Source organism: Paracoccus yeei ATCC BAA-599 (genome assembly GCF_000622145.1).
Taxonomy (GTDB): domain Bacteria; phylum Pseudomonadota; class Alphaproteobacteria; order Rhodobacterales; family Rhodobacteraceae; genus Paracoccus; species Paracoccus yeei.
Map to the genome: position 1 here is coordinate 1 of NZ_JHWH01000013.1, position 19,245 is coordinate 19,245.

Genomic DNA, 19,245 nt, shown 5'->3' on the forward strand with positions numbered 1-19,245 from the left:
GGTAATCTCCGACATGACCTCTCCCCTCTGTGGATCGTCCCAGACCCACCCTGGCACAGCGAAGCCGTCGGGGGGGCGGTCACATCATCAGAGCCATCCGCAGTGTTCGGCCCCTGCGTGTCACGCTTGGGTCGCTCCGGCTCATCATCGGGGGCGGTCAGTCCGAAAAAGAAGTAGAAGGCGGATACTCCCGGAAAGGTGGCGGGGTTTCCCCCGGCGGCCTCATAATCCAACGCGACTCGCTCGCGCTTCACGGCGGCGCGGATCGCGTCGCGGACAGTGGACAACTCCGCCTCGCCCCGGTCAAGCAGATTCCAACCTGAGGTTGAGACGCTGATTGCGGCACCTGCCAACCGCTTCGCTTCGAACGGGTCAGCGGTTGAGAGCGGGATTTGGATGGCTTGTCCGCGATACAGGCGCCGCCACACATACAGCCGACCGCGCCGAAACACATAGTTTGCAATGCCCAAAGTGGACCCCTTGATGTGGGGTCAGCGGGTCGGGACGGAGGGACGACCGCGTGTCATTATGCTGACGCGCTGTCACCAACCCCTGTCGGGCGGCATCAACGTGCTGAAGCAACTGTGCTTTTCAGATGACTGGCTGGGGCGGTAGGATTCGAACCTACGGTACACGGTACCAAAAACCGTTGCCTTACCACTTGGCCACGCCCCAACTCTGTGGAGGCGTATCTAGCCAAGCCGGTCAGGGGGTGCAAGGGCCTTTTCGAAATTTGTTGTGGGCAATTTTGCGGGGCGATATGCGGCCCAGCATGAAACATCTCGACACCATCATCCTGGGCGCGGGGGCCGCCGGGCTTTTTTGCGCCGGCTCCCTCCTCGAGCTTTCCGGCGCCGCCGCGCGGCCCGAGGTCCTGGTCATCGACCACGCCCGGGCTCCGGGCGAAAAGATAAGGATTTCAGGGGGCGGGCGCTGCAATTTCACCAATCTGGCGACCAGCCGGGACCGCTTCCTGTCGGGCAATCCGCGGTTCTGCGCCTCGGCGCTCTCGGGCTATCGGCCCGAGGATTTCACCGCGCTGGTCGACCGCGCGGGAATCGCCTGGCACGAAAAGACGCTGGGCCAACTGTTCTGCGACGGCAGCGCGCGCCAGATCGTCGACCTGCTGCTGGAACGGATGCGCGGCGCGCAGCTGTGGCTGGGGACCAGTGTCGAGGCGATCCGGCAGGTGGACGGGCTGTTCGAGGTCGCGACCAGCCGGGGCACCGTGCGGAGCAGGCGGCTGGTGGTGGCAACGGGCGGCCGCTCGATCCCCAAGATGGGGGCGACCGGCCTGGGCTACGAGATCGCCGCGCAGTTCGGGCTGGGCCTTGTCGAGCCCCGTCCCGGGCTGGTGCCGCTGACCTTCGCGGTCCAGGACCTGGAGCGGCTGCGGCCGCTGGCGGGCCTGTCGGTCCTGGCCGAGGTCAGCCACGGCCAGGGCCGCGCGGCGGCCCGTTTCCGCGACGGGCTGCTCTTCACCCACCGCGGCCTGTCGGGCCCGGCGATCCTGCAGATCTCCAGCTTCTGGCGGCCCGGAGAGGATATCTCGGTCGATCTGCTGCCGGGCCAGGACCTGGGCCAGCTGCTGCGCGCGCAGCGCGGGCAGGGCGGCCGCGTCGCCCTGGGCACGGCGCTGGCGCGCCATCTGCCGGCCCGGCTGGCCGATGCCATCCTGGACGAGCTGGGCGGCGCCGCCGCGCGCCTGGCGGACCAGCGCAACGCCGATCTGGACCGTCTGGCCGAGCGCGTGCATCGCTGGCGCCTGCGGCCCGTCGGGACCGAAGGCTGGCGCACCGCCGAGGTCACGCTGGGCGGCGTCGATTGCCGCGCCCTGAACGCGCGCGACATGCAGGCCAGGACCGTGCCCGGGCTTTACTTCATCGGAGAGGTGGTGGACGTGACCGGCTGGCTGGGCGGCTACAACTTCCAATGGGCCTGGGCCTCGGCCCATGCGGCCGCCCGCGGCATCGCCGCCGAAGCGACGCTCAGCCCATGACGGGCTCGGCCTTGGCCAGCGCGTCGAACCGCATCAGCGAGGCGACGAGCGCCGGCATCTTTTCCAGCGGGATCATGTTCGGACCGTCCGAGGGCGCGTTGTCCGGGTCCTCGTGCGTTTCGATGAAGACGCCGGCCACGCCCAGGGATACCGCCGCCCGGGCCATGACCGGCGCGAATTCCCGCTGGCCGCCCGACGAATTGCCCTGCCCGCCGGGCTGCTGCACGGAATGGGTCGCATCCATGATGACCGGCCAGCCGGTGCGGGCCATGATCGGCAGGCTGCGCATGTCGGCGACCAGGGTGTTGTAGCCGAAGCTGACGCCGCGTTCGGTCAGCATGATGCCCTGGTTGCCGGTCGAGGCGACCTTCTGCGCCACGTTCGCCATGTCCCAGGGGGCAAGGAACTGGCCCTTCTTGATGTTGACCACAGCGCCGGTTTCCCCGGCGGCGAGCAACAGGTCGGTCTGGCGCGACAGGAAGGCCGGGATCTGGATCACGTCGACCACTGCCCCGGCTGCGCGGGCCTGGGCGATGTCGTGCACGTCGGTCAGGACGGGGCAGCCGATGCGGGCGCGCACCTCTTCCAGCATGCGCAGCCCGTCCTGCATGCCGACGCCGCGCCGGCCCGAAAGCGAGGTGCGGTTGGCCTTGTCGTAGCTGGCCTTGAAGACGAAGCCGGCGCCGGCCTGGGCGCAGGCGCGCGACATGGTTTCGGCGATACCCAGCGCGTGGTCCAGGGTTTCAAGCTGGCAGGGACCGGCGATGACGGCCAGCGGCAGGTCGTTGCCGAAGGTGACGTTGCCGACGTTGACATGGTTCATGAGGACACCTGTTCGCGCAGGATCGAGGCGGTCAGCGACAGCATCAGGTAGATGCCGGCAAAGATCAGGAAGGCCACGATCGTGTTCTGGAGAGCCTTGGGATAGGTTGCCTCGTCGGGGGCGACGGGGGCAATCGACAGGGCGAGATAGCGCACCTGCTTGTTCGCCTCGATCCGCGCGTTCTCCATCTGCGCGGCGGCGGCGGCAAGAAGTTCCTGCCGGGTGACGAGATCGGATTCGGCGATGCGGATCTCGCCCGAGATGGTGGCGAGCGAGCCCCGGACGTTGTTGCCTTCGGTCAACTGGCCGCGCGTCTCGTCCAGCATCGCCTCGAGTCGCGAGATGTCGCCCTGCACGCCCAGCACGCGGCTGCGGTTGGGCACCTCGTTCGCCTGCAACTGGCCCAATTCCAGCTTTTTCGCGGCAAGCTGGCGTTCCAGTTCGGCGATATGGCCCATGATGACGCTGCCTTCGGCCACGGGGTCAAGGACCCCCAGCTTCTGCTGCAATTCCTGCACGCGGACCTGGGCCTGCTGCACCTTCGCCTCGGCGTCCTGATAGCTTTCGACCGCGCCCTTCATCTGATCCTCGCGCAGGCGGGCGGTCATCTGGTCCACCTGGCCTTCGGCATACTTGATCAGCGCCAGCGAGAACTGCTCGCTGAGCTTGGGGTCGGGGGCGATCACCTCCATGTTGATGACGCCTTCGGTCGGGTCGTAACCCAGCTTCACCGAGTTTCGGTACAGCTTGTAGGCCTGTTCGTTGGTCGCGTCGGGCGGCAGGCGCAGGATCGGGTCGATGGATTCGTCCTGGAAGGCCTGCTTGAACCCCAGTTCGCGATCCAGCCGCAGCATTGCGTCGCGCGAACTGAGATAGCTTTGCACCGCGACGGAATCGGGGTTGGTCGCCAGCTGCGTTCCGCTGAACAGCCCGCCCAGCCCGCCCGAGCTGGCCTTTTCCGCCTGCTGGATCTGGAACTGCGATTCGGTGGCGTAAAGCGGCGTCGCGACGTTGAAGTAGTAATACCCCGCAAGCAGCGTCGGCAGGCCGACGAAGGCCGCGAGCCGCGCGAACAGCATGATCAGCTTGCGCCGCCGGCGCCGGGCGATGTCGCGCTGGATGCGGATGATTTCGGCGGCGCGGCGATCCTCGGTCAGCGCCTCGCGCGAGGGCAGGTTGGTCTGGCCGGGCGGAATCGGCACGATTTCGGTGCCGCGGCGGCGGCCTTCGCGCTTGGTCGGAACCGGCATCGTATTGGCGCGGGATTCCTGCAGGGCGCGGGCGCCTTCCTCGGACAGGACCTGGCCGACCGAGGCGCGATGGAACGGGTCGATGCCGCGGTCGCGCAGGGCGACGACGGCCTCGTGATCGCTCGACACCTCGATCTCGTGCATGGCGGCGATGCGGCGGGCCATGCGGAGCTGGCGGCCGGTCAGGTTTTCGGCCCGCACCGCGGCAAGCCGCTCCTCCATTCCGGGCTGATCCTGGGCGGCCTTGGACGCGGCGCCGGGAAAGCGCATGCCGCCGAAGCCGTCCTCGTCCGGGGGCGGGGCGAAAAGCTGCGAGGGATCGGCCGCGACCCGATCGCGCGCCGAGCCGGCACTGGGGAAGTCGTCGCGTTTGCGGACGCTGATCTGGACCTTCCGGGCAATCTCGACCGCACCCGGGCTGCGCTTGACCGAAAGGACCGATTCCTCGCGGCTGGTGCGAAAGACGCGCGCCTTAGGAGGTGTAGTCATAATATTGTTTCGCCTCTTCCAGCGTTTCGAACTGATAAAGCTTTCCGTCGCGCAGAACGGCGGCGGAGCTGCAGAATTTCTCGATCGTATGGGCCTGGTGGGACACCACCACCACGGTCGCGGACTTGAGCCGGTCGTAAAGCACCGCCCCTGCCTTGCGGTTGAATTCGACGTCTGTCGTGGTCGGCATGCCTTCGTCGATCAGGTAGAGGTCGAATTCCAGAGCCAGCATCAGCGAGAAGGTAAAGCGCGAGCGCATCCCGGCGCTGTAGGTGCCGACGGGCCGGTCGAAATACTCGTCGATGTCGGTCAGCCAGCGGCAGAACGCCTCGACATAGTCGGGATCGAGGCCATAGATGCGAGCGATGAAGCGAGCGTTTTCGTTCGCGCTGAGCTTTGCGGTGATGCCGCCCATGAAGCCCAGCGGAAAGGACACCCGGCAGGTGCTGCGGATCGTGCCCTCGTCCGGCTTTTCCAGCCCGCACATCATGTTGATCAGCGTCGTCTTGCCGGTGCCGTTCGGCGCGAGAATCCCCATCGAGCGGCCCAGTTCGATCCTGAAGGAGGCGCGGTCCAGGATGACCTTGCGCTGCGTGCCCGTCCAGAAGGACTTTGACACATTATCGAACTCGATCATTCCGAAGCCTTCGACAAGCGCCCGACGCGAGCCCGGCACAATCCGGACGCGCCTGGGCCATGAACCAACAACCCGGCCGCCAGGGGCTGCCGCGCTGCACCGCGCGACCTTATGCGCCCTCCGCGATGCTGTCTACCTTGGCCGAGAGTGGCTTAAACTATCGTGAACGGGAACGGGGTTTTTCGCGGTCATTTCATTCTTATTTTCAGCGCATGGATCTTGTCGAACGGATTTCCGCCTGCCGGCTCTGCGCGGCGCGCTTTGCCGCGACCGCGACGCATCACGCGCCCCGCCCGGTGGCCTGGTTCCGGCCGGGCGCGTCGATCCTGATCGTGGGGCAGGCGCCGGGCATGCGCGTCCATCTTGCGGGGCGGCCCTTCGCGGACCGCTCGGGCGACCGGCTGCGCGAATGGATGGGGGTCGACAGCGCGGTCTTCTACGACCGCCGCCGCATTGCCGTCGTCCCGATGGCCTTCTGCTTTCCGGGCTATGACGCCAAGGGCTCCGACCTGCCGCCGCCGCCGCTGTGCGCCCAGACCTGGCGCCGGGAGGTGCTGGAGACGCTGCAGCCGCGCCTGACCCTGCTGGTCGGCGGCCACGCCCAGCGCTGGCATCTGGGCGCGCGGAACGGCGTCACGCAGGCGGTGACGCAGTGGCGCGACCACGCGCCCGCAATCTTTCCCTTGCCTCATCCGTCCTGGCGCAATACCGGCTGGCTGAAACGCAATCCCTGGTTTCAGGCCGAACTGGTGCCCGCGCTGCGCCTGGCCGTGGCCAGAACGCTGGAAAGCCATGATGACGCCTCTGGATTCGCTGTGCCCGATCCCCTTCCATGATGCCGAGCCGCCGGCCCGCGCCCGCGTCCTGTCGCGGCTGGCCGACACGGAACTGTTCGCCGCCCTGGTCGAGGAGCCCGCCGGCGACCGGGCCGAACTGCGCATCTTCGACCTGCCGGGCGGGTCGATGGCGCTGGCCTGCGACACGCAGGACCGGCTGGCGGGCTTTCTGGACGGGCCGGTCGCTTACGTCGGCTTGCCGGGCCGCGTCCTGGCGCAGGCGCTTGTGGCCGAGGGGCGGGGGTTGCTGGTCAACCCCGGCCATCCCTCCGAGATGCTGCTGGCGGCGTCGACGCTGGCCTGGCTGCTCGCCTCGCTCGAAGCGCGGCCGAGGCTTGCCCCGGACGAGGCGCCGCGCCTGATCCACGCCCCCGCGCCCGAGGCGGTCGCCATCCTGGCCGAGCCGGTGGCCCAGCGGCTGGGCGACATGGCCGGGCTGGCCGGCTGGGCGGCGCTGTCGCTGTTCGAATGGGAGGACGGGCGGTCGGGGCACGTCCTGGTCCTGGGCAAGGTCCCGGACAGGCACCGCGACGCCGTGGCGAAGGCCTTTGCCGAGCTTTTCGCCTTTTTGCCCGAGATTGATGGCGGACTGGACCTGGCCTTTTCCGACCGCGCCCCTGCAGCCGGGACGCTGGTCATCGAGGTGCCCACGCCCGTTGATGAGGCCGCGCCGCGCCGCGACCCCAAGGCCCCGCCCCGGCTGCGCTAGGGATCGGCGGCTGCCCGCCGAGGTCACGGTGATCCGCGTGATCCCGACACGCCGAATCGCAAAAACCCGCCCCAGGGGGCGGGTCTTAGCGTGGTCACGCAATCTTGAAGGATCGCGAGTCAGGCGCCCCAGTGACGGACAGGACCGCAGTCCATGTGCACGAAGTTCGAGCGCGAGTACTTGCCGACGCCACCTGCCTGGCAGGCCGCAGCAGCCTTGTACATCTGTCCGACCGAGCGCGATTTCAGGCGCAGGTCGGCAGCCTTGCCCACCATGTGCAGCGAGTTGCGCGCCACGCCCGAGGACCGCGAACGCAGCATGGCGTTGGTCTTGGGCGAGCGATAGCCCGACAGCATCATGTAAGGTTCGTTGGTCTGCAGCAGCCGGTGCGAGGCTGCGGCGATGTCGACGGTGCGCGGGTCGATCCCGATCACCTGGCCCGTGCGCCAGTCGCGCATGAACACGTTGATTTCATTCAGGGCGTCGCGAATATACTTGCCTTCGACCCAATAGACGGTGTCGATGCTTTCGCCCGTGCGTCCCGAATACATGCGGATGCGCCGGATGTCGCCCGCACCGCGTATCAGTCCGAAGGCATTGGCCATAACCGGCGCTGCTGCCACCGTCGTCGCCGCGAACACACCAAGGATGCCGCGGCGCGAGATAGTTTCAAACGTCATGTCAGATCGCCTGTCCTGCTTCGTTTGTTTTGCCGGTCCTCTGCCCGGCAGGCCTCGGGTTTACCCGAAACTGATTAAGAATATGTCACCAGCGCGCGAGCGGAGGGAAGCTTTTGATTCCTCCGACGGCGAACATCCGCCATGTTCGGCGATAATCCGCCGACAGGAAAGAGCGGTGGGAACGCAACTGCAGGTTTTGTCCGGCGGCGTGCCCGGCGTGCATCACCACCGTGGGAAATATGGCGCGCCTTCTGGTGCGCGGGTTGCGGCTGGGGCACACTTCGGGGAAGACGAACCAAAGGATAGCAAGGTGAAAATCGCTCGGCTGATTCGCGCTGTGGTTGTTTATGGTGCGATTGCCGTTGCGCTTACCGGCGATATGGCGCTGGCGCAAAGCGCGGTTGCCACGCTGCCTGCGCCGCGCCTGAGCTTTTCGGCAGACGAGATGCGGCTGGCCGGCCGGGTCGCGGGCAACCCGGGCCTGGCCGATTTCTACGGCACGAACGGATTGCAGCCGATCTTTACCGGGGCCGAGGCGACCGCGCGTCGCGCCGCGCTGATCGAGGCGGTGGGGCAGGCGGCCAGCCATGGTCTTCCCCAGGCGCGCTATGGCCATGATCTGCTGGTCAGGCTGGACCAGGCGCCGCAGGACTGGCTGACCGCCGAAATCGCCTTCGCCCTGGCCTTCGCGCGCTGGAGCCACGACATCACCGGCGGCATCCTTGAACCCGGCAAGGTCGAATCCGGCATCAAGCGCAAGGTCCAGCGTCCCTCGACGGGCGAGATGATGCGCGCCTTTGCGGCGGCGCCGGACCCAAGGGCCTGGCTGGCCGCGCTGCCGTCGCGCGATCCGCGCTATCTGGCGCTGCAAGCGGCGCTGTCGCACGAAGCCGAGCTGACTGTGCCTGCCGATGTGGCCCCGGTCCCCGAGGGCAGCTGGCGCGAGGGGATGACCGATCCCGCCGTCGGGCTGCTGCGCGCCCGGCTGCGGGCGCTGGGGCTGGATGCGCCCCCGCTGGGCGATCCGACCACCTTCGATCCGCCCCTGACCGACGCGGTCGCCCGCTTTCAGCGCCAGGCGGGGCTTGCCGACGATGGTGTCGCCGGCCCCAGGACCGTGGCGCGGCTGAACCGCGGCCCCGGCGCCGAATCCTGGAGCATCCTGGTCGCGCTTGAACGGATGCGCTGGATGCACGGCCACGACCCGCTGACCCGCCAGGTCTGGGTCAACCTGCCCGAGTTCACAGCCCGGATCCTGGAGAACGGCGAAGAGCGTTTTGCGACCAGGGTGGTGATCGGCAAGGCGGACCCGTCCTATGAGACGCCCGAGTTCACCGAACCCATGAAATACATCGTGGTGAACCCGCGCTGGAACGTGCCGCGCTCGATCACGGTCAAGGAATACCTGCCGCGCCTTCAGGCGAACCGGAACGCGGTGCGCCATCTGGACGTGGTGGACGGGCGCGGCAATGTCATCCCGCGCGAGCGGATCGACTTTCGCCGCTACACGGCCGCGAACTTTCCCTATCGGATGCGACAGAAACCCAGCGACGACAATGCCTTGGGCGTCGTCAAGTTCATGTTCCCGAACCCCTGGAACATCTATCTGCACGACACGCCGACCAAGCACCTGTTCAACGAAAGCCGCCGCGCCTATTCGCACGGCTGCATCCGGGTCGGCCGGCCCATCGACCTGGCCCATGCGCTGCTGGAGGGCCAGTTGAGCGATCCCGAGGCTGCCGTCTCGAAGGCCCTGGGGACCGGGCGCGAGACCTATCTGAACATCCGCGGCAACCTGCCGGTGCATCTGGTCTATTTCACCGCCTTCCCGGACGAGTCGGGCCAGATCCGGCGTTTCCCCGACATCTACGGCCGCGATGCGCTGGTCCATGCCGCGTTGATCAAGGCCGGAATCGACAGCAGTCTGGATTCTGCGGTCGCGGGCGATTAGATCATCCCCAACCAAGGGGGATGCCTGATGACAGTGACCATTGCCGAACTCGCCCATGCGCTGGATGCCAGGCTGTGGGGCGACGGAAGCCTGACGGTGCACAGCGCCGCCGAGGCGGGGCAGGCGCAGGACGGGCAGATCGCCCTGGCCACCACTCCCGCCTATGGCGAGCGCTTGCAGCCAGGCGGCGTCGCGCTGCTGGCCGAGGGCATGGACCCCGAGGCCCTGGGCCTGCGCGCGGCCATCCTGGTCGGCCGGCCACGGCTGGCGATGGCGGGGCTGACCAGGGTGTTCGATCCGGGGCCGGGGATCGCCCCGGGCATTCACCCCAGCGCGGTGATCGACCCCACGGCCCAGGTTCCCGAGGATGCCGCCATCGGCCCCTTCGTCGTGATCGGCGCCGGGGTCCGGCTGGGGCAGGGGGCGCGCATCGCCTCGCATGTCTCGATCGGGCGGGACACGGTGATCGGGCGGGACGTGCTGCTGCACCCGGGCGTGCGCATCGCACATGGCGTCACGATGGGCGACCGGGTGATCCTGCATCCTGGCGTGTCCATCGGCGCGGACGGGTTTTCCTTTGTCACCCCCGAGACGTCGGGGGTCGAGGAGATCCGCCACACCCTGGGCGAGCGGCACGAGATCCGCCAGCAGCACTGGACCCGCATTCATTCGCTGGGCGGGGTCGAGATCGGCGACGATGTCGAGGTGGGCGCCAATTCCACCATCGACCGCGGCACCATCCGCGCCACCCGCATCGGCCGGGGCACCAAGATCGACAACCTGGTCCAGATCGGCCACAATTGCACCGTGGGCGAGGATTCCATGCTGTGCGGCCTGGTCGGCGTCGCGGGCTCGGCCCGGATCGGCAACCGTGTCGTGCTGGGCGGACAGGTCGGGGTTTCGGACAATATCTTCGTGGGCGACGATGTGATCGCCGGCGGTGCCACCAAGATCTTTACCAACGCGCCCGCCGGCCGCGTGCTGCTGGGCAGCCCCGCCGTCAAGATGGAAACCCAGGTCGAGGCGCAAAAGAACATCCGCCGCCTGCCGCGGCTTTATGCGCAGGTGGCAGAGCTTCGCGAAATTGTTAAGAACTTGTTGGAAAAGCGCCCCGAGGCCGGCAAGGGCTGATTGGAGACCGAAATGACAGACGTGCGCGACCGCATCATCCAGATCATCGCTGAACAGGCCATGCTGGAGCCTTCCGAACTCCGGCCCGAGCTGTCGCCGCAAGAAATCGGCATCGACAGCCTGGGGCTGGTGGAGTCGATCTTTGCCATCGAGGAAGAGTTCGACATCTCTGTCCCCTTCAACGCCAACGAGCCCGAGAAGTCCGAGTTCGACATCTCGACTCTGGGCTCGATCATCGCGGCCGTCGAAAAGCTGGTCGCTGAAAAGGCATGAACGCCAAGAAGACCAAGGGCGACAAGCCCGCCAAGACGGACCCGAAGGCCGGCAAGGTCAAGGGCAAGGTGAAATCCGCGACCTCGCGCGCGCGGACGCTGCTGGGGCGGGTCATCATGGGCCGGCACGCCAGCGGGCTGCGCCGGGTCGCGATCACCGGCATGGGCACGATCAATGCGCTGGGGCGCGACGTGCCCTCGACCTTCGAGGCGATGCGCGAGGGGCGCTGCGGCATCGGCCCGCTGGAGTTCCGCGACGTGGACCGCCTGACGGTCAAGATCGGGGGGCAGGTCCGGGACTGGGACCCCGAGCTTTACTTCAATCGCCAGCAGATCGTGCTTTACGACAAGTTCACCCAGTTCACGCTGCTTGCGGCGCGCGAGGCGGTCGAGCAGTCGGGGCTGGTCTTCGAGGGCGAGCTGGGCCTGCGTTCGGGTGTGGTGCTGGGCACCGCCGCCGGCGGCATGAACACCTGGGACGAGAATTACCGCACCGTCTACGAGGAGGGCAAGAACCGCGTCCATCCCTTCGTGGTGCCCAAGCTGATGAACAACGCCGCCTGTTCGCACCTGAGCATGGAATACGGGCTTCAGGGCCCCAGCTTTACCGTGGCGACCGCCTGCGCGAGTTCGAACCACGCGATGGGCATGGCCTTCAACATGGTGCGTTCGGGCGCGGCGACCGTAATGCTGACCGGCGGGTCCGAGGCGATGCTGTGCTTTGGTGGGGTCAAGGCCTGGGAAGGGCTGCGGGTCATGTCGAAGGACGCCTGCCGGCCGTTTTCCGCCACCCGCAACGGCATGGTGCAGGGCGAGGGCGCGGGGGTCTTCGTCTTCGAGGATTGGGAGCACGCCGTGGCGCGCGGCGCCGACATCCTGGCCGAGGTGGTGGGCTTTTCCATGTCGGCCGATGCGCAGGACATCGTGATGCCCTCGGCCATCGGGGCGCAGCGGACGATCAGCAACGCCATGCTGGACGCCCATATGCGACCCGAGGAGGTGGGCTATATCAACGCCCATGGCACCGGGACGGCGGCGAACGACAAGACGGAATGCGCGGCCGTGGCGCATGCTTTCGGCCATCACGCGGACCGGCTGATGATCTCATCGACCAAGTCGATGCATGGCCATCTGATCGGCGGTACCGGCGCGGTCGAACTGCTGGCCTGCATCATGGCGCTGCGCGACGGCGTGATCGCACCGACCATCGGCTATGAGGAGCCCGACCCGGAATGCGCGCTGGACGTGGTTCCGAACCAGGCGCGCGAGGCTCGGGTCGAGGCGGTGCTGTCCAACGCCTTTGCCTTTGGCGGGCTGAACGCAGTGATCGCGCTGCGCAAGGTCTGAGGGGGCAGGGGCGTTGCCCCTCGGCGCGTGCCGCGCCTCACCCCGGGGTATTTGGAAAACGGTGAAAAACGATCCGAGGCACGGGGTTTTCACCGGGCCCGGGATGGCCTATCTGCGGGATCGAAGCGAAGGAAGGCACCCATGGCGAAGATTACCTATATCGAGCACAACGGCACCGCCCACGAGATCGACGTGAAGCCCGGCATGACGGTGATGGAGGGCGCGCGGGACAATGGCGTGCCCGGCATCGACGCCGATTGCGGCGGCGCCTGCGCCTGTTCCACCTGTCACGTCTATGTCGCCCCGGAATGGGTCGACCGCCTGCCGCCCAAGGACCCGATGGAGGAGGACATGCTGGATTTCGCCTGGCAGCCCGATCCCGCCCGCTCGCGCCTGACCTGTCAGATCAAGGTGACGCCGGACCTTGACGGGCTTGTGGTGCAACTGCCCGAGCGGCAGATCTGACCGATGGCCCTAATCCGCGTGCTCCGATACCGGAGCATGGGAGCGCAGGATGCCGTTGATGAATTCGTCGAAGACGATGCGGGTCAGCAGTCGGCTGGAGCGTGAATCGCCGTGCAGCCAGGGGTCGAACGAGCGCGTCGTGAAAAGCGTGTTCGCGCCCTTGACCAGGGCATGCAGCACCAAGAGCAGATCGTTCAGGTCCGTGTCCTTGGCCAGGATGCCCAGGTCGCGCATTTCGGTCAGCTTGCGCAGGAACAGTTCGCGCATCGACAGCGTATAGCGGTGCAGGGTCCCGTCCTCGGCCATGGGTTGGTTCAGGCCCTCTGACAGCAGGCGAAACAGGGCGGGGTTGCGTTCGGCCCATTCGCCATAGCCTTCTGCCAGCGCCCGGAGTTGCGAGACGGGATCCTGCGAGTCCGTTTCCAGCACGCCTTCGCGCAGGGCGTCGTTCAGCAGGATCACGCCCTGATAGATCAGGCCGTCGTAGATCGCTTGGGGCGAGGCAAAGATCTGCTGCGCATCCTTGAGGTCCACCTTGGCCAGGCTGGCAAGGGCCGCCACGGAATCGGGCAATCTGCCCGTGCGGTCCAGGTGTTCCTTGGCAGCCATGACCAGCGTCTGATAGAGATTGCCCTGGCTCGCCATCTGACGTTCCTGAAACGGGTTAAAAAACAGGGTAATCCTAACACAGTTCCGCAGGTGCGGAACCGTGTTTTTCGACAGGCGCGATTTTCGTTCAGGCGTCGGCGCGCGACTGGCGCTTGCGTTCGTGCGGGTCGAGGTAACGCTTGCGCAGGCGGATGTTCTTGGGTGTGACCTCGACCAATTCGTCATCGTCGATATAGGCGATGGCTTCCTCCAGCGACATGCGCACCGGAGGCGTCAGGCGCACGGCTTCGTCGGTGCCCGAGGCACGGACGTTGGTCAGCTTCTTGCCCTTGAGCGGGTTCACTTCCAGGTCGTTGTCGCGGGAATGCTCGCCGATGATCATGCCCTGATAGACCTGTTCCTGTGCGCCGATGAACATCTTGCCGCGCTCTTCCAGGTTCCACAGCGCATAGGCCACGGACACGCCGTCCTCCATGCTGATGAGCACGCCCTGGCGGCGGCCCTGGATCGGGCCCTTGTAGGGCGCCCAGCTGTGGAAGATGCGGTTCAGCACGCCATTGCCGCGCGTGTCGGTCATGAACTCGCCCTGATAGCCGATCAGCCCGCGCGAGGGGACATGGGCGACGATGCGGGTCTTGCCGTGGCCGGCGGGCTTCATCTCGACCAGGTCGCCCTTGCGGTTGCCGGTCAGCTTGTCGATGACGGCGCCGGTGTATTCGTCGTCCACGTCGATGATGGCTTCCTCGATCGGTTCCAGGCGCTGGCCGTCCTCCTCGCGGAAGATGACGCGCGGGCGCGAGATCGACAGTTCGAACCCTTCGCGGCGCATGTTCTCGATCAGGACGCCCATCTGCAATTCGCCCCGGCCCGAGACCACGAAGGCGTCGCCGCCGGGCGTGTCCTCGACCTTGATGGCGACGTTGGTTTCGGCCTCTTTCATCAGGCGTTCGCGAATGACGCGGGATTGGACCTTGTTGCCATCGCGACCGGCCAACGGGCTGTCGTTGATGCCGAAGGTCACGCTGATGGTCGGCGGATCGATGGGCTGGGCGGGCAGGGCGGTTTCGACATCCAGCGCGCAAAGCGTGTCGGCGACGGTCGCCTTGGACATGCCGGCAAGGCTGACGATATCGCCCGCCACCGCCTCGTCAATGGGCGTCTGCGTCAGGCCGCGGAAGGCGAGAACCTTGGAGATGCGGAACTGTTCGATCCGCTCGCCGTCGCGCGACAGGGCCTTGATGGTGTCGCCCGCCTTCGCGCGGCCGGCCTCGACCCGGCCGGTCAGGATGCGGCCGATGAAGGGGTCGGCGCCCAAGGTCGTCGCCAGCATCTGGAAGGGCTCGTCCTGGCGCGCGACCTGTTTCGGCGGCTCGACATGGCGCAGCACCAGGTCGAACAGTGCCGACATGTCCTTGCGCGGGCCGTCCAGCGACTCGTCCGCCCAGCCGCCGATGCCCGAGGCGTAGATATGGGGAAAGTCCAGCTGCTCGTCACTGGCGCCAAGGTTGGCAAACAGGTCGAACACCTCGTCCAGCGCCTTGTCGGGCTCGGCCGCAGGCTTGTCGACCTTGTTCAGCACGACGATGGGGCGCAGCCCCAGTGCCAGCGCCTTGGAGGTCACGAATTTCGTCTGTGGCATCGGACCTTCGGCGGCATCGACCAGCAGGCAGACGCCATCGACCATCGACAGGATACGCTCGACCTCGCCGCCGAAGTCGGCGTGGCCGGGGGTGTCGACGATATTGATGCGGGTGCCCTTCCATTCGACCGAGGTGGCCTTGGCAAGGATGGTGATGCCGCGTTCGCGTTCGATGTCGTTGCTGTCCATCGCGCGCTCGGCGACGGCCTGGTTTTCGCGGAAGGAACCCGACTGTTTCAGCAATTGGTCGACCAGGGTGGTCTTGCCGTGGTCAACGTGGGCGATGATCGCAATATTGCGGATATCCATGGGGGGCTGGCCTTTGAATTGATTGCGGCCCCCCTAGCGCAGCAAGGGCCGAAATGCCAGCAACAATCGCCCGTGCGCCTAGCGCAGCCCCAGCATGCTGAGGATGAAAAGCACCACGACGACAAGTCCGACGAGGTAGATGATCGAATTCAAGGCCAATTCCCCCTGCTGGCGCGGCGTTGAAAAGGGCCGCGATTTCATGGTCGTGCGGGACTAACCCCGGCCCGGTGGATCGGGTTCCCGGACGTGTCAGCGGCCGCGCGCCAGGGACTCGATCAGCCCGCGCACGCCCGACAGATCATAGCCGGCGCCAGCCGCCGTATCGAGCAACGTTTCCGTCGGTTCAAGCCCCGCGCGCGTTAGCGCCCAGAGCACGGTCGAACGGTTGCCCGAACGGCAATAGGCCAGTTTGCGGCCGGGCAGAGCCAGCGCCTCGGCCTGAGCCTCGACCATGTCGGGGGTCAACTCGCCCGGCACGAAGGGGATTTCGCGATATTCCATGCCGGCGGCCTCGGCCGCGGCGCGCATCGCGGTGCTGTCGGTGTCGGGGCCGACCTCGGCGTCGGGGCGATTGTTGATCAGGACGCGAAAGCCGGCTTGGGCAAGGGCCTGCAGGTCCTCGGGCTGGACCTGCGGGGAAACCGAAAGGTCCGGGGTCAGTTGGCGCAGGTCCATGAAGGTCTCCTTGAGGTTCCGCGACGGGGCGACCCTACGACGGATCACCCCCTTTGCGGCCGCTGTCAAGCTGTCGGTCCTAGGCGACGGGGCAGTTTTCCTCGACCAGCAGGGGCAGGGTGGCGTAGTCGTCGAAATGCTGGACAAAGCGCATCTGCTCGATGGCGCCCTTGCGATAGCCCCGGGTGTAAAGAAGGAACGGGACATTGGCGTTCTCGGCGCATTCGGCGTCGAATTCGCTGTCGCCGACATAAAGCCCCCGGGGCTGCTGGGGATGGGCGCCAAGGGCTGCGAAGGCCGCATGCAGCGGTGCCGGGTCAGGCTTGCGCTGGGGCAGGGAATCTCCGCCGATGACGATCGAGAACAACCCCGAAATCCCGAAGTGATCCAGGATCGCCCGGGTCGGCCCCATGGGCTTGTTCGTGCAGATCCCCAGCGGATAGCCCCGGTCGGCCAATTGGCCCAGAGCCTCGGGCACATGAGGATAAAGCCGCGTCAGCGCGGTCGCCTGATGATAGCGCGTCATGAAGGACGCGACTAGGTCCCGGTGCGCCTCGAGCGGCAGGCTGGTCGCCGCGATCACCCGGCGCCACAGCAGGTCGACGCCGCCGCCGATGAAGCTGCGCACCTGGTCCAGGGTCAGCGGCGCCGTCTTGTTCAGCCGCAGCACCGCATTCACAGCGGCATGGATGTCGGGGGCGCTGTCGATCAGTGTTCCGTCCAGATCAAAGACAACGGGGCAAGGGGCAAGGCAGGTGTTCATGAGGCTTTCCATTTGATCGAGCAGCCCATCGACGCGATCTGCTCGCGCGGACCTTGCCCGGTTTGCGCGACCAGCGCCATAGCTTCGAAAAGATCCCGGCGCACATCCGGTGCCGCCGCCGCGCGCCCCGAGGCGTCCAGCCGGCCGCGGTATTGCAGTTCAAGATCTGCATTGTAGCCAAAGAAATCCGGCGTGCACTCTGCGCCATAGGCACGCGCGACATCCTGGGTTTCGTCATACAGATAAGGAAAGGTGAAGCCGTGCTTCAGCGCTTCGGCCTTCATGTGCGGGGGCGCGTCCTGGGGATATTCGCTGATGTCGTTGGCCGAGATCGCCACCACGCCGATCCCCAGCGCCTGCAGATCGCGCGCGTCCCGAGTGATCCGGTCGATGATCGCCTGGACATAGGGACAATGGTTGCAGATGAACATGACGAGCGTACCGCGAGACCCGGCGATTTCCGCCAGGCTGTGAAGGCGTCCGTCGGGGTCCGGCAAGGTGAAATCGGGTGCGCGCGCCCCGAAGTCGCAAACTGGTGGTCTGACCGCCATCCGTCCTCCCGGTTTTCATGCTGGTCGACGGTAGCAGGTCAAGCGCGGGTTTGAGAGAGCTTGCAGACTGTGTTTGGGCGAAAGTATGAGGTTTTGGAAGTTCCTATACATAATTCTCATTATCATTGTTCTTGCTTTGGTCGGATGGATTCAAGATTGAAGTGCGACTTTTTTGACAAAAGCAATGTGTTTCCCAAAGGAGGATTCACATGCCCCGCTCCTATGTCCATCTCAGCCTCAAGGAACGCCGCAAGATCGCGCGCTGGCACGAGGCGAATCTCCAGCTTCCCAGATTGTGGACGGCCTCGGTTGGAACGGTTCGCAGAAGATGTCTCGGCTATTGCACAGACGGCCTAAGTCTTCCGTCAGAGCCTGATATCAGAAGCACTCACCCTGCCCCAAGCTTGCGCGCCTCTGCTGTGCGAAGCTGATACCATGTCCGGATAATACCACTCTCCGCTTCATCGGGTGTGAGCTTAAACAATTGATTTCACTGATATAATTTCCACCAGCCCAGATAAAACGCAAGGACATGGTGGGGCGGGAGGGGATCGAACCCCCGACCAACACGGTGTAAACGTGTCGCTCTACCGCTGAGCTACCGCCCCGACTGCGACCGACGCTGCCCGAACCGGGACCATCATGCCGTTGTTTTCCGCGCGTCTTCCGACCAACGCCCCGGTGGCCGAAGCGCCCGCGCCGGTTGCTGATAGCGCAATGCGGCGGGGCTTGGCAAGCGCGGCACGGTCACGCCGAAAAGCCGCGGCCCGGGCCAAGGATCGGGTCGGCAGCAGGACGCGGCAGGCCCGGGTCGGGGATGCCGGGCCCGCGAACCAGGTCGGGCTCGGCCCCGTCAGGATAGGCACCGACCACGGCGAAGTCGAGGCTTGCCTCGATCCGGCAATGGGCGCAGCCGGCGGGGATCACGACCGCGTCGCCCGCCTGCAGGTCGTGGATGGGACCGCCTTGCCCGCCCAGTTGAACCCGGGCGCGACCCGCATAGACCCCAAGCACCTCATGCGTGGTCGCGTGATAGTGCTGGAAATCATAGATGCCGTCGCGCCAGGAATTGCTCCAGCCGTTTTCGGCAAAGCGGGCTTCGAACCATGCGGCGCTCGGCTCAGGGCACGCGCCGCGATGGATCAGCGGCGTCATTTCCGCAGACGCGCGATCAGCGAGGACGTGTCCCAGCGCCCGCCGCCCATGTTCTGCACGTCCTTGTAGAACTGGTCGACAAGGGCGGTCACCGGCAGGCTGGCGCCGTTCTCGTCGGCTGCCGCCAGGCAGATCCCCAGGTCCTTGCGCATCCAGTCCACCGCGAAGCCGAAGTCGAAGCGGTTCTCCTCCATCGTCTTGTGGCGGTTCTGCATCTGCCAGCTGCCGGCGGCACCCTGGCTGATGACCTCGACCACCTCGCTGATGGAAAGCCCGGCCTTTTCGGCGAAATGCAGCGATTCCGACAGGCCCTGCACCAGACCGGCGATGGCGATCTGGTTGCACATCTTGGTCAACTGCCCCGCACCCGACGGCCCCATCAGCCGGCAGATCCGGGCATAGGCTGCGATCACCGGCTCGGCCCTGGCGTAATCTTCGGGCGTGCCGCCGCACATCACCGAAAGCTGCCCGTTTTCGGCCCCCGCCTGCCCGCCCGAGACCGGCGCGTCCACAAAGCCCAGGCCGCGTTCGCCGGCCAGCGCCGACAGTTCGCGCGTCACCGCGGCCGAAACGGTCGTGTGATCGACAAAGATCGCGCCCGCCTGCATGCCGGCAAAGGCGCCCTCGGGGGCCGTGCAGACCTGGCGCAGGTCGTCGTCGTTGCCGACGCAGGCCATGACGAACTCGGCCCCCTCGGCGGCCTCGCGCGCGGTCGCGGCGGCGCGGCCCGTGTGCTTGCCCGCCCAGGCCTCGGCCTTGGCGGCGGTGCGGTTCCAGACCGTCACCTGGTGCCCGGCCGCCGCCAGATGGCCCGCCATGGGAAAGCCCATGACCCCCAGTCCCAGAAATGCAACGCGTGCCATCACTTTCTCCCTTGGCTTGTGAAAGGCGCGTTGAACCGGAACGCGCGCTGTCCTATGCACCCCGATGAATTCCACCACCTGCCGCGGGGGTC

At 66.4% G+C, this 19,245-nt stretch carries 20 protein-coding genes and 2 tRNA genes; 8 read left to right on the forward strand and 14 right to left on the reverse strand.

Annotated features, from left to right (window positions below):
* On the reverse strand, positions 1-470 hold a 470-nt coding region (locus BU28_RS26040; RefSeq protein WP_211254159.1), incomplete at its 3' end, for a hypothetical protein.
* Between the two features lie 130 nt (positions 471-600).
* Positions 601-675, reverse strand: a tRNA-Gln gene (locus BU28_RS0107965).
* A 97-nt stretch (positions 676-772) separates the two neighbouring features.
* Between BU28_RS0107965 and BU28_RS0107970 the strand changes: the two genes are divergently transcribed.
* A complete protein-coding gene (locus tag BU28_RS0107970; protein WP_028719003.1) occupies positions 773-1,999 on the forward strand; it encodes a BaiN/RdsA family NAD(P)/FAD-dependent oxidoreductase in 1,227 nt (408 codons plus the stop codon).
* Here the strand turns inward: BU28_RS0107970 and kdsA are convergent.
* From kdsA to BU28_RS0107985, 3 genes are read right to left on the reverse strand one after another with little or no spacing between them, the layout of a single operon-like run.
* Positions 1,989-2,822 (reverse strand): 3-deoxy-8-phosphooctulonate synthase, encoded by an 834-nt coding sequence (kdsA, locus tag BU28_RS0107975; protein ID WP_028719004.1) that lies wholly within the window; start codon positions 2,820-2,822, stop codon positions 1,989-1,991. The two genes, BU28_RS0107970 and kdsA, sit on opposite strands and share 11 nt — an antisense overlap.
* Positions 2,819-4,561 (reverse strand): KpsE/RkpR family capsule polysaccharide export protein, encoded by a 1,743-nt coding sequence (locus BU28_RS0107980; RefSeq protein WP_028719005.1) that lies wholly within the window; start codon positions 4,559-4,561, stop codon positions 2,819-2,821. Before BU28_RS0107980 ends, kdsA begins: the two co-directional genes overlap by 4 nt.
* The gene (locus BU28_RS0107985; RefSeq protein ID WP_028719006.1) at positions 4,545-5,198 is read right to left on the reverse strand and encodes an ABC transporter ATP-binding protein; all 654 of its coding nucleotides are present in this window, start codon (positions 5,196-5,198) and stop codon (positions 4,545-4,547) included. The genes BU28_RS0107980 and BU28_RS0107985 overlap by 17 nt, the downstream gene beginning before the upstream one ends.
* A gap of 212 nt (positions 5,199-5,410) precedes the next feature.
* On the opposite strand from BU28_RS0107985, the gene BU28_RS22405 reads away from it, so the two are divergent.
* Both BU28_RS22405 and BU28_RS0107995 read left to right on the forward strand, forming a co-directional pair.
* Complete coding sequence (locus BU28_RS22405; protein ID WP_036762397.1) at positions 5,411-6,034, forward strand: uracil-DNA glycosylase family protein; 624 nt, start codon at positions 5,411-5,413, stop codon at positions 6,032-6,034.
* Positions 5,991-6,743 (forward strand): SseB family protein, encoded by a 753-nt coding sequence (locus BU28_RS0107995; RefSeq protein ID WP_233144971.1) that lies wholly within the window; start codon positions 5,991-5,993, stop codon positions 6,741-6,743. The genes BU28_RS22405 and BU28_RS0107995 overlap by 44 nt, the downstream gene beginning before the upstream one ends.
* A gap of 119 nt (positions 6,744-6,862) precedes the next feature.
* On the opposite strand, the gene mepK is transcribed toward BU28_RS0107995, so the two are convergent.
* Positions 6,863-7,423, reverse strand: a complete 561-nt coding sequence (gene mepK, locus BU28_RS0108000) for a peptidoglycan L,D-endopeptidase MepK (RefSeq protein WP_028719008.1) — start codon at positions 7,421-7,423, stop codon at positions 6,863-6,865.
* Positions 7,424-7,733: 310 nt separating this feature from the next.
* On the opposite strand from mepK, the gene BU28_RS0108005 reads away from it, so the two are divergent.
* The 5 genes from BU28_RS0108005 to BU28_RS0108025 all read left to right on the forward strand — a co-directional run bounded on the left by BU28_RS0108005 (position 7,734) and on the right by BU28_RS0108025 (position 12,589).
* A complete protein-coding gene (locus tag BU28_RS0108005) occupies positions 7,734-9,374 on the forward strand; it encodes a L,D-transpeptidase family protein (protein ID WP_233144970.1) in 1,641 nt (546 codons plus the stop codon).
* A gap of 27 nt (positions 9,375-9,401) precedes the next feature.
* Positions 9,402-10,505, forward strand: a complete 1,104-nt coding sequence (locus tag BU28_RS0108010) for a UDP-3-O-(3-hydroxymyristoyl)glucosamine N-acyltransferase (protein ID WP_028719010.1) — start codon at positions 9,402-9,404, stop codon at positions 10,503-10,505.
* A gap of 12 nt (positions 10,506-10,517) precedes the next feature.
* Complete coding sequence (locus BU28_RS0108015; RefSeq protein ID WP_028719011.1) at positions 10,518-10,778, forward strand: acyl carrier protein; 261 nt, start codon at positions 10,518-10,520, stop codon at positions 10,776-10,778.
* Between the two features lie 137 nt (positions 10,779-10,915).
* Entirely contained in the window at positions 10,916-12,124 is a 1,209-nt protein-coding gene (locus tag BU28_RS0108020) for a beta-ketoacyl-[acyl-carrier-protein] synthase family protein (protein ID WP_028719012.1), read from the forward strand.
* A gap of 141 nt (positions 12,125-12,265) precedes the next feature.
* Entirely contained in the window at positions 12,266-12,589 is a 324-nt protein-coding gene (locus tag BU28_RS0108025) for a 2Fe-2S iron-sulfur cluster-binding protein (RefSeq protein WP_028719013.1), read from the forward strand.
* Positions 12,590-12,598: 9 nt separating this feature from the next.
* Here BU28_RS0108025 and BU28_RS0108030 read toward each other — a convergent pair whose 3' ends face one another.
* The 8 genes from BU28_RS0108030 to BU28_RS0108070 all read right to left on the reverse strand — a co-directional run bounded on the left by BU28_RS0108030 (position 12,599) and on the right by BU28_RS0108070 (position 19,153).
* Positions 12,599-13,234: a hypothetical protein gene (locus BU28_RS0108030; protein WP_028719014.1), complete on the reverse strand. Its 636-nt coding sequence runs from the start codon at positions 13,232-13,234 to the stop codon at positions 12,599-12,601.
* A gap of 91 nt (positions 13,235-13,325) precedes the next feature.
* The gene (typA, locus tag BU28_RS0108035; RefSeq protein ID WP_028719015.1) at positions 13,326-15,146 is read right to left on the reverse strand and encodes a translational GTPase TypA; all 1,821 of its coding nucleotides are present in this window, start codon (positions 15,144-15,146) and stop codon (positions 13,326-13,328) included.
* Between the two features lie 249 nt (positions 15,147-15,395).
* The gene (locus tag BU28_RS0108045; RefSeq protein ID WP_028719016.1) at positions 15,396-15,821 is read right to left on the reverse strand and encodes a protein tyrosine phosphatase family protein; all 426 of its coding nucleotides are present in this window, start codon (positions 15,819-15,821) and stop codon (positions 15,396-15,398) included.
* Positions 15,822-15,900: 79 nt separating this feature from the next.
* Positions 15,901-16,584, reverse strand: a complete 684-nt coding sequence (gph, locus tag BU28_RS0108050) for a phosphoglycolate phosphatase (RefSeq protein WP_028719017.1) — start codon at positions 16,582-16,584, stop codon at positions 15,901-15,903.
* On the reverse strand, positions 16,581-17,135 hold the full coding sequence (locus BU28_RS0108055) for a thioredoxin family protein (protein ID WP_028719018.1): 555 nt from the start codon (positions 17,133-17,135) through the stop codon (positions 16,581-16,583). The genes gph and BU28_RS0108055 overlap by 4 nt, the downstream gene beginning before the upstream one ends.
* 533 nt (positions 17,136-17,668) lie before the next feature.
* A tRNA-Val gene (locus BU28_RS0108060) sits at positions 17,669-17,743 on the reverse strand.
* A 139-nt stretch (positions 17,744-17,882) separates the two neighbouring features.
* Positions 17,883-18,290: a cupin domain-containing protein gene (locus BU28_RS22410; RefSeq protein WP_051578033.1), complete on the reverse strand. Its 408-nt coding sequence runs from the start codon at positions 18,288-18,290 to the stop codon at positions 17,883-17,885.
* A complete protein-coding gene (locus BU28_RS0108070) occupies positions 18,287-19,153 on the reverse strand; it encodes an NAD(P)-dependent oxidoreductase (RefSeq protein ID WP_028719019.1) in 867 nt (288 codons plus the stop codon). Before BU28_RS0108070 ends, BU28_RS22410 begins: the two co-directional genes overlap by 4 nt.
* Positions 19,154-19,245: the final 92 nt, after the last annotated feature.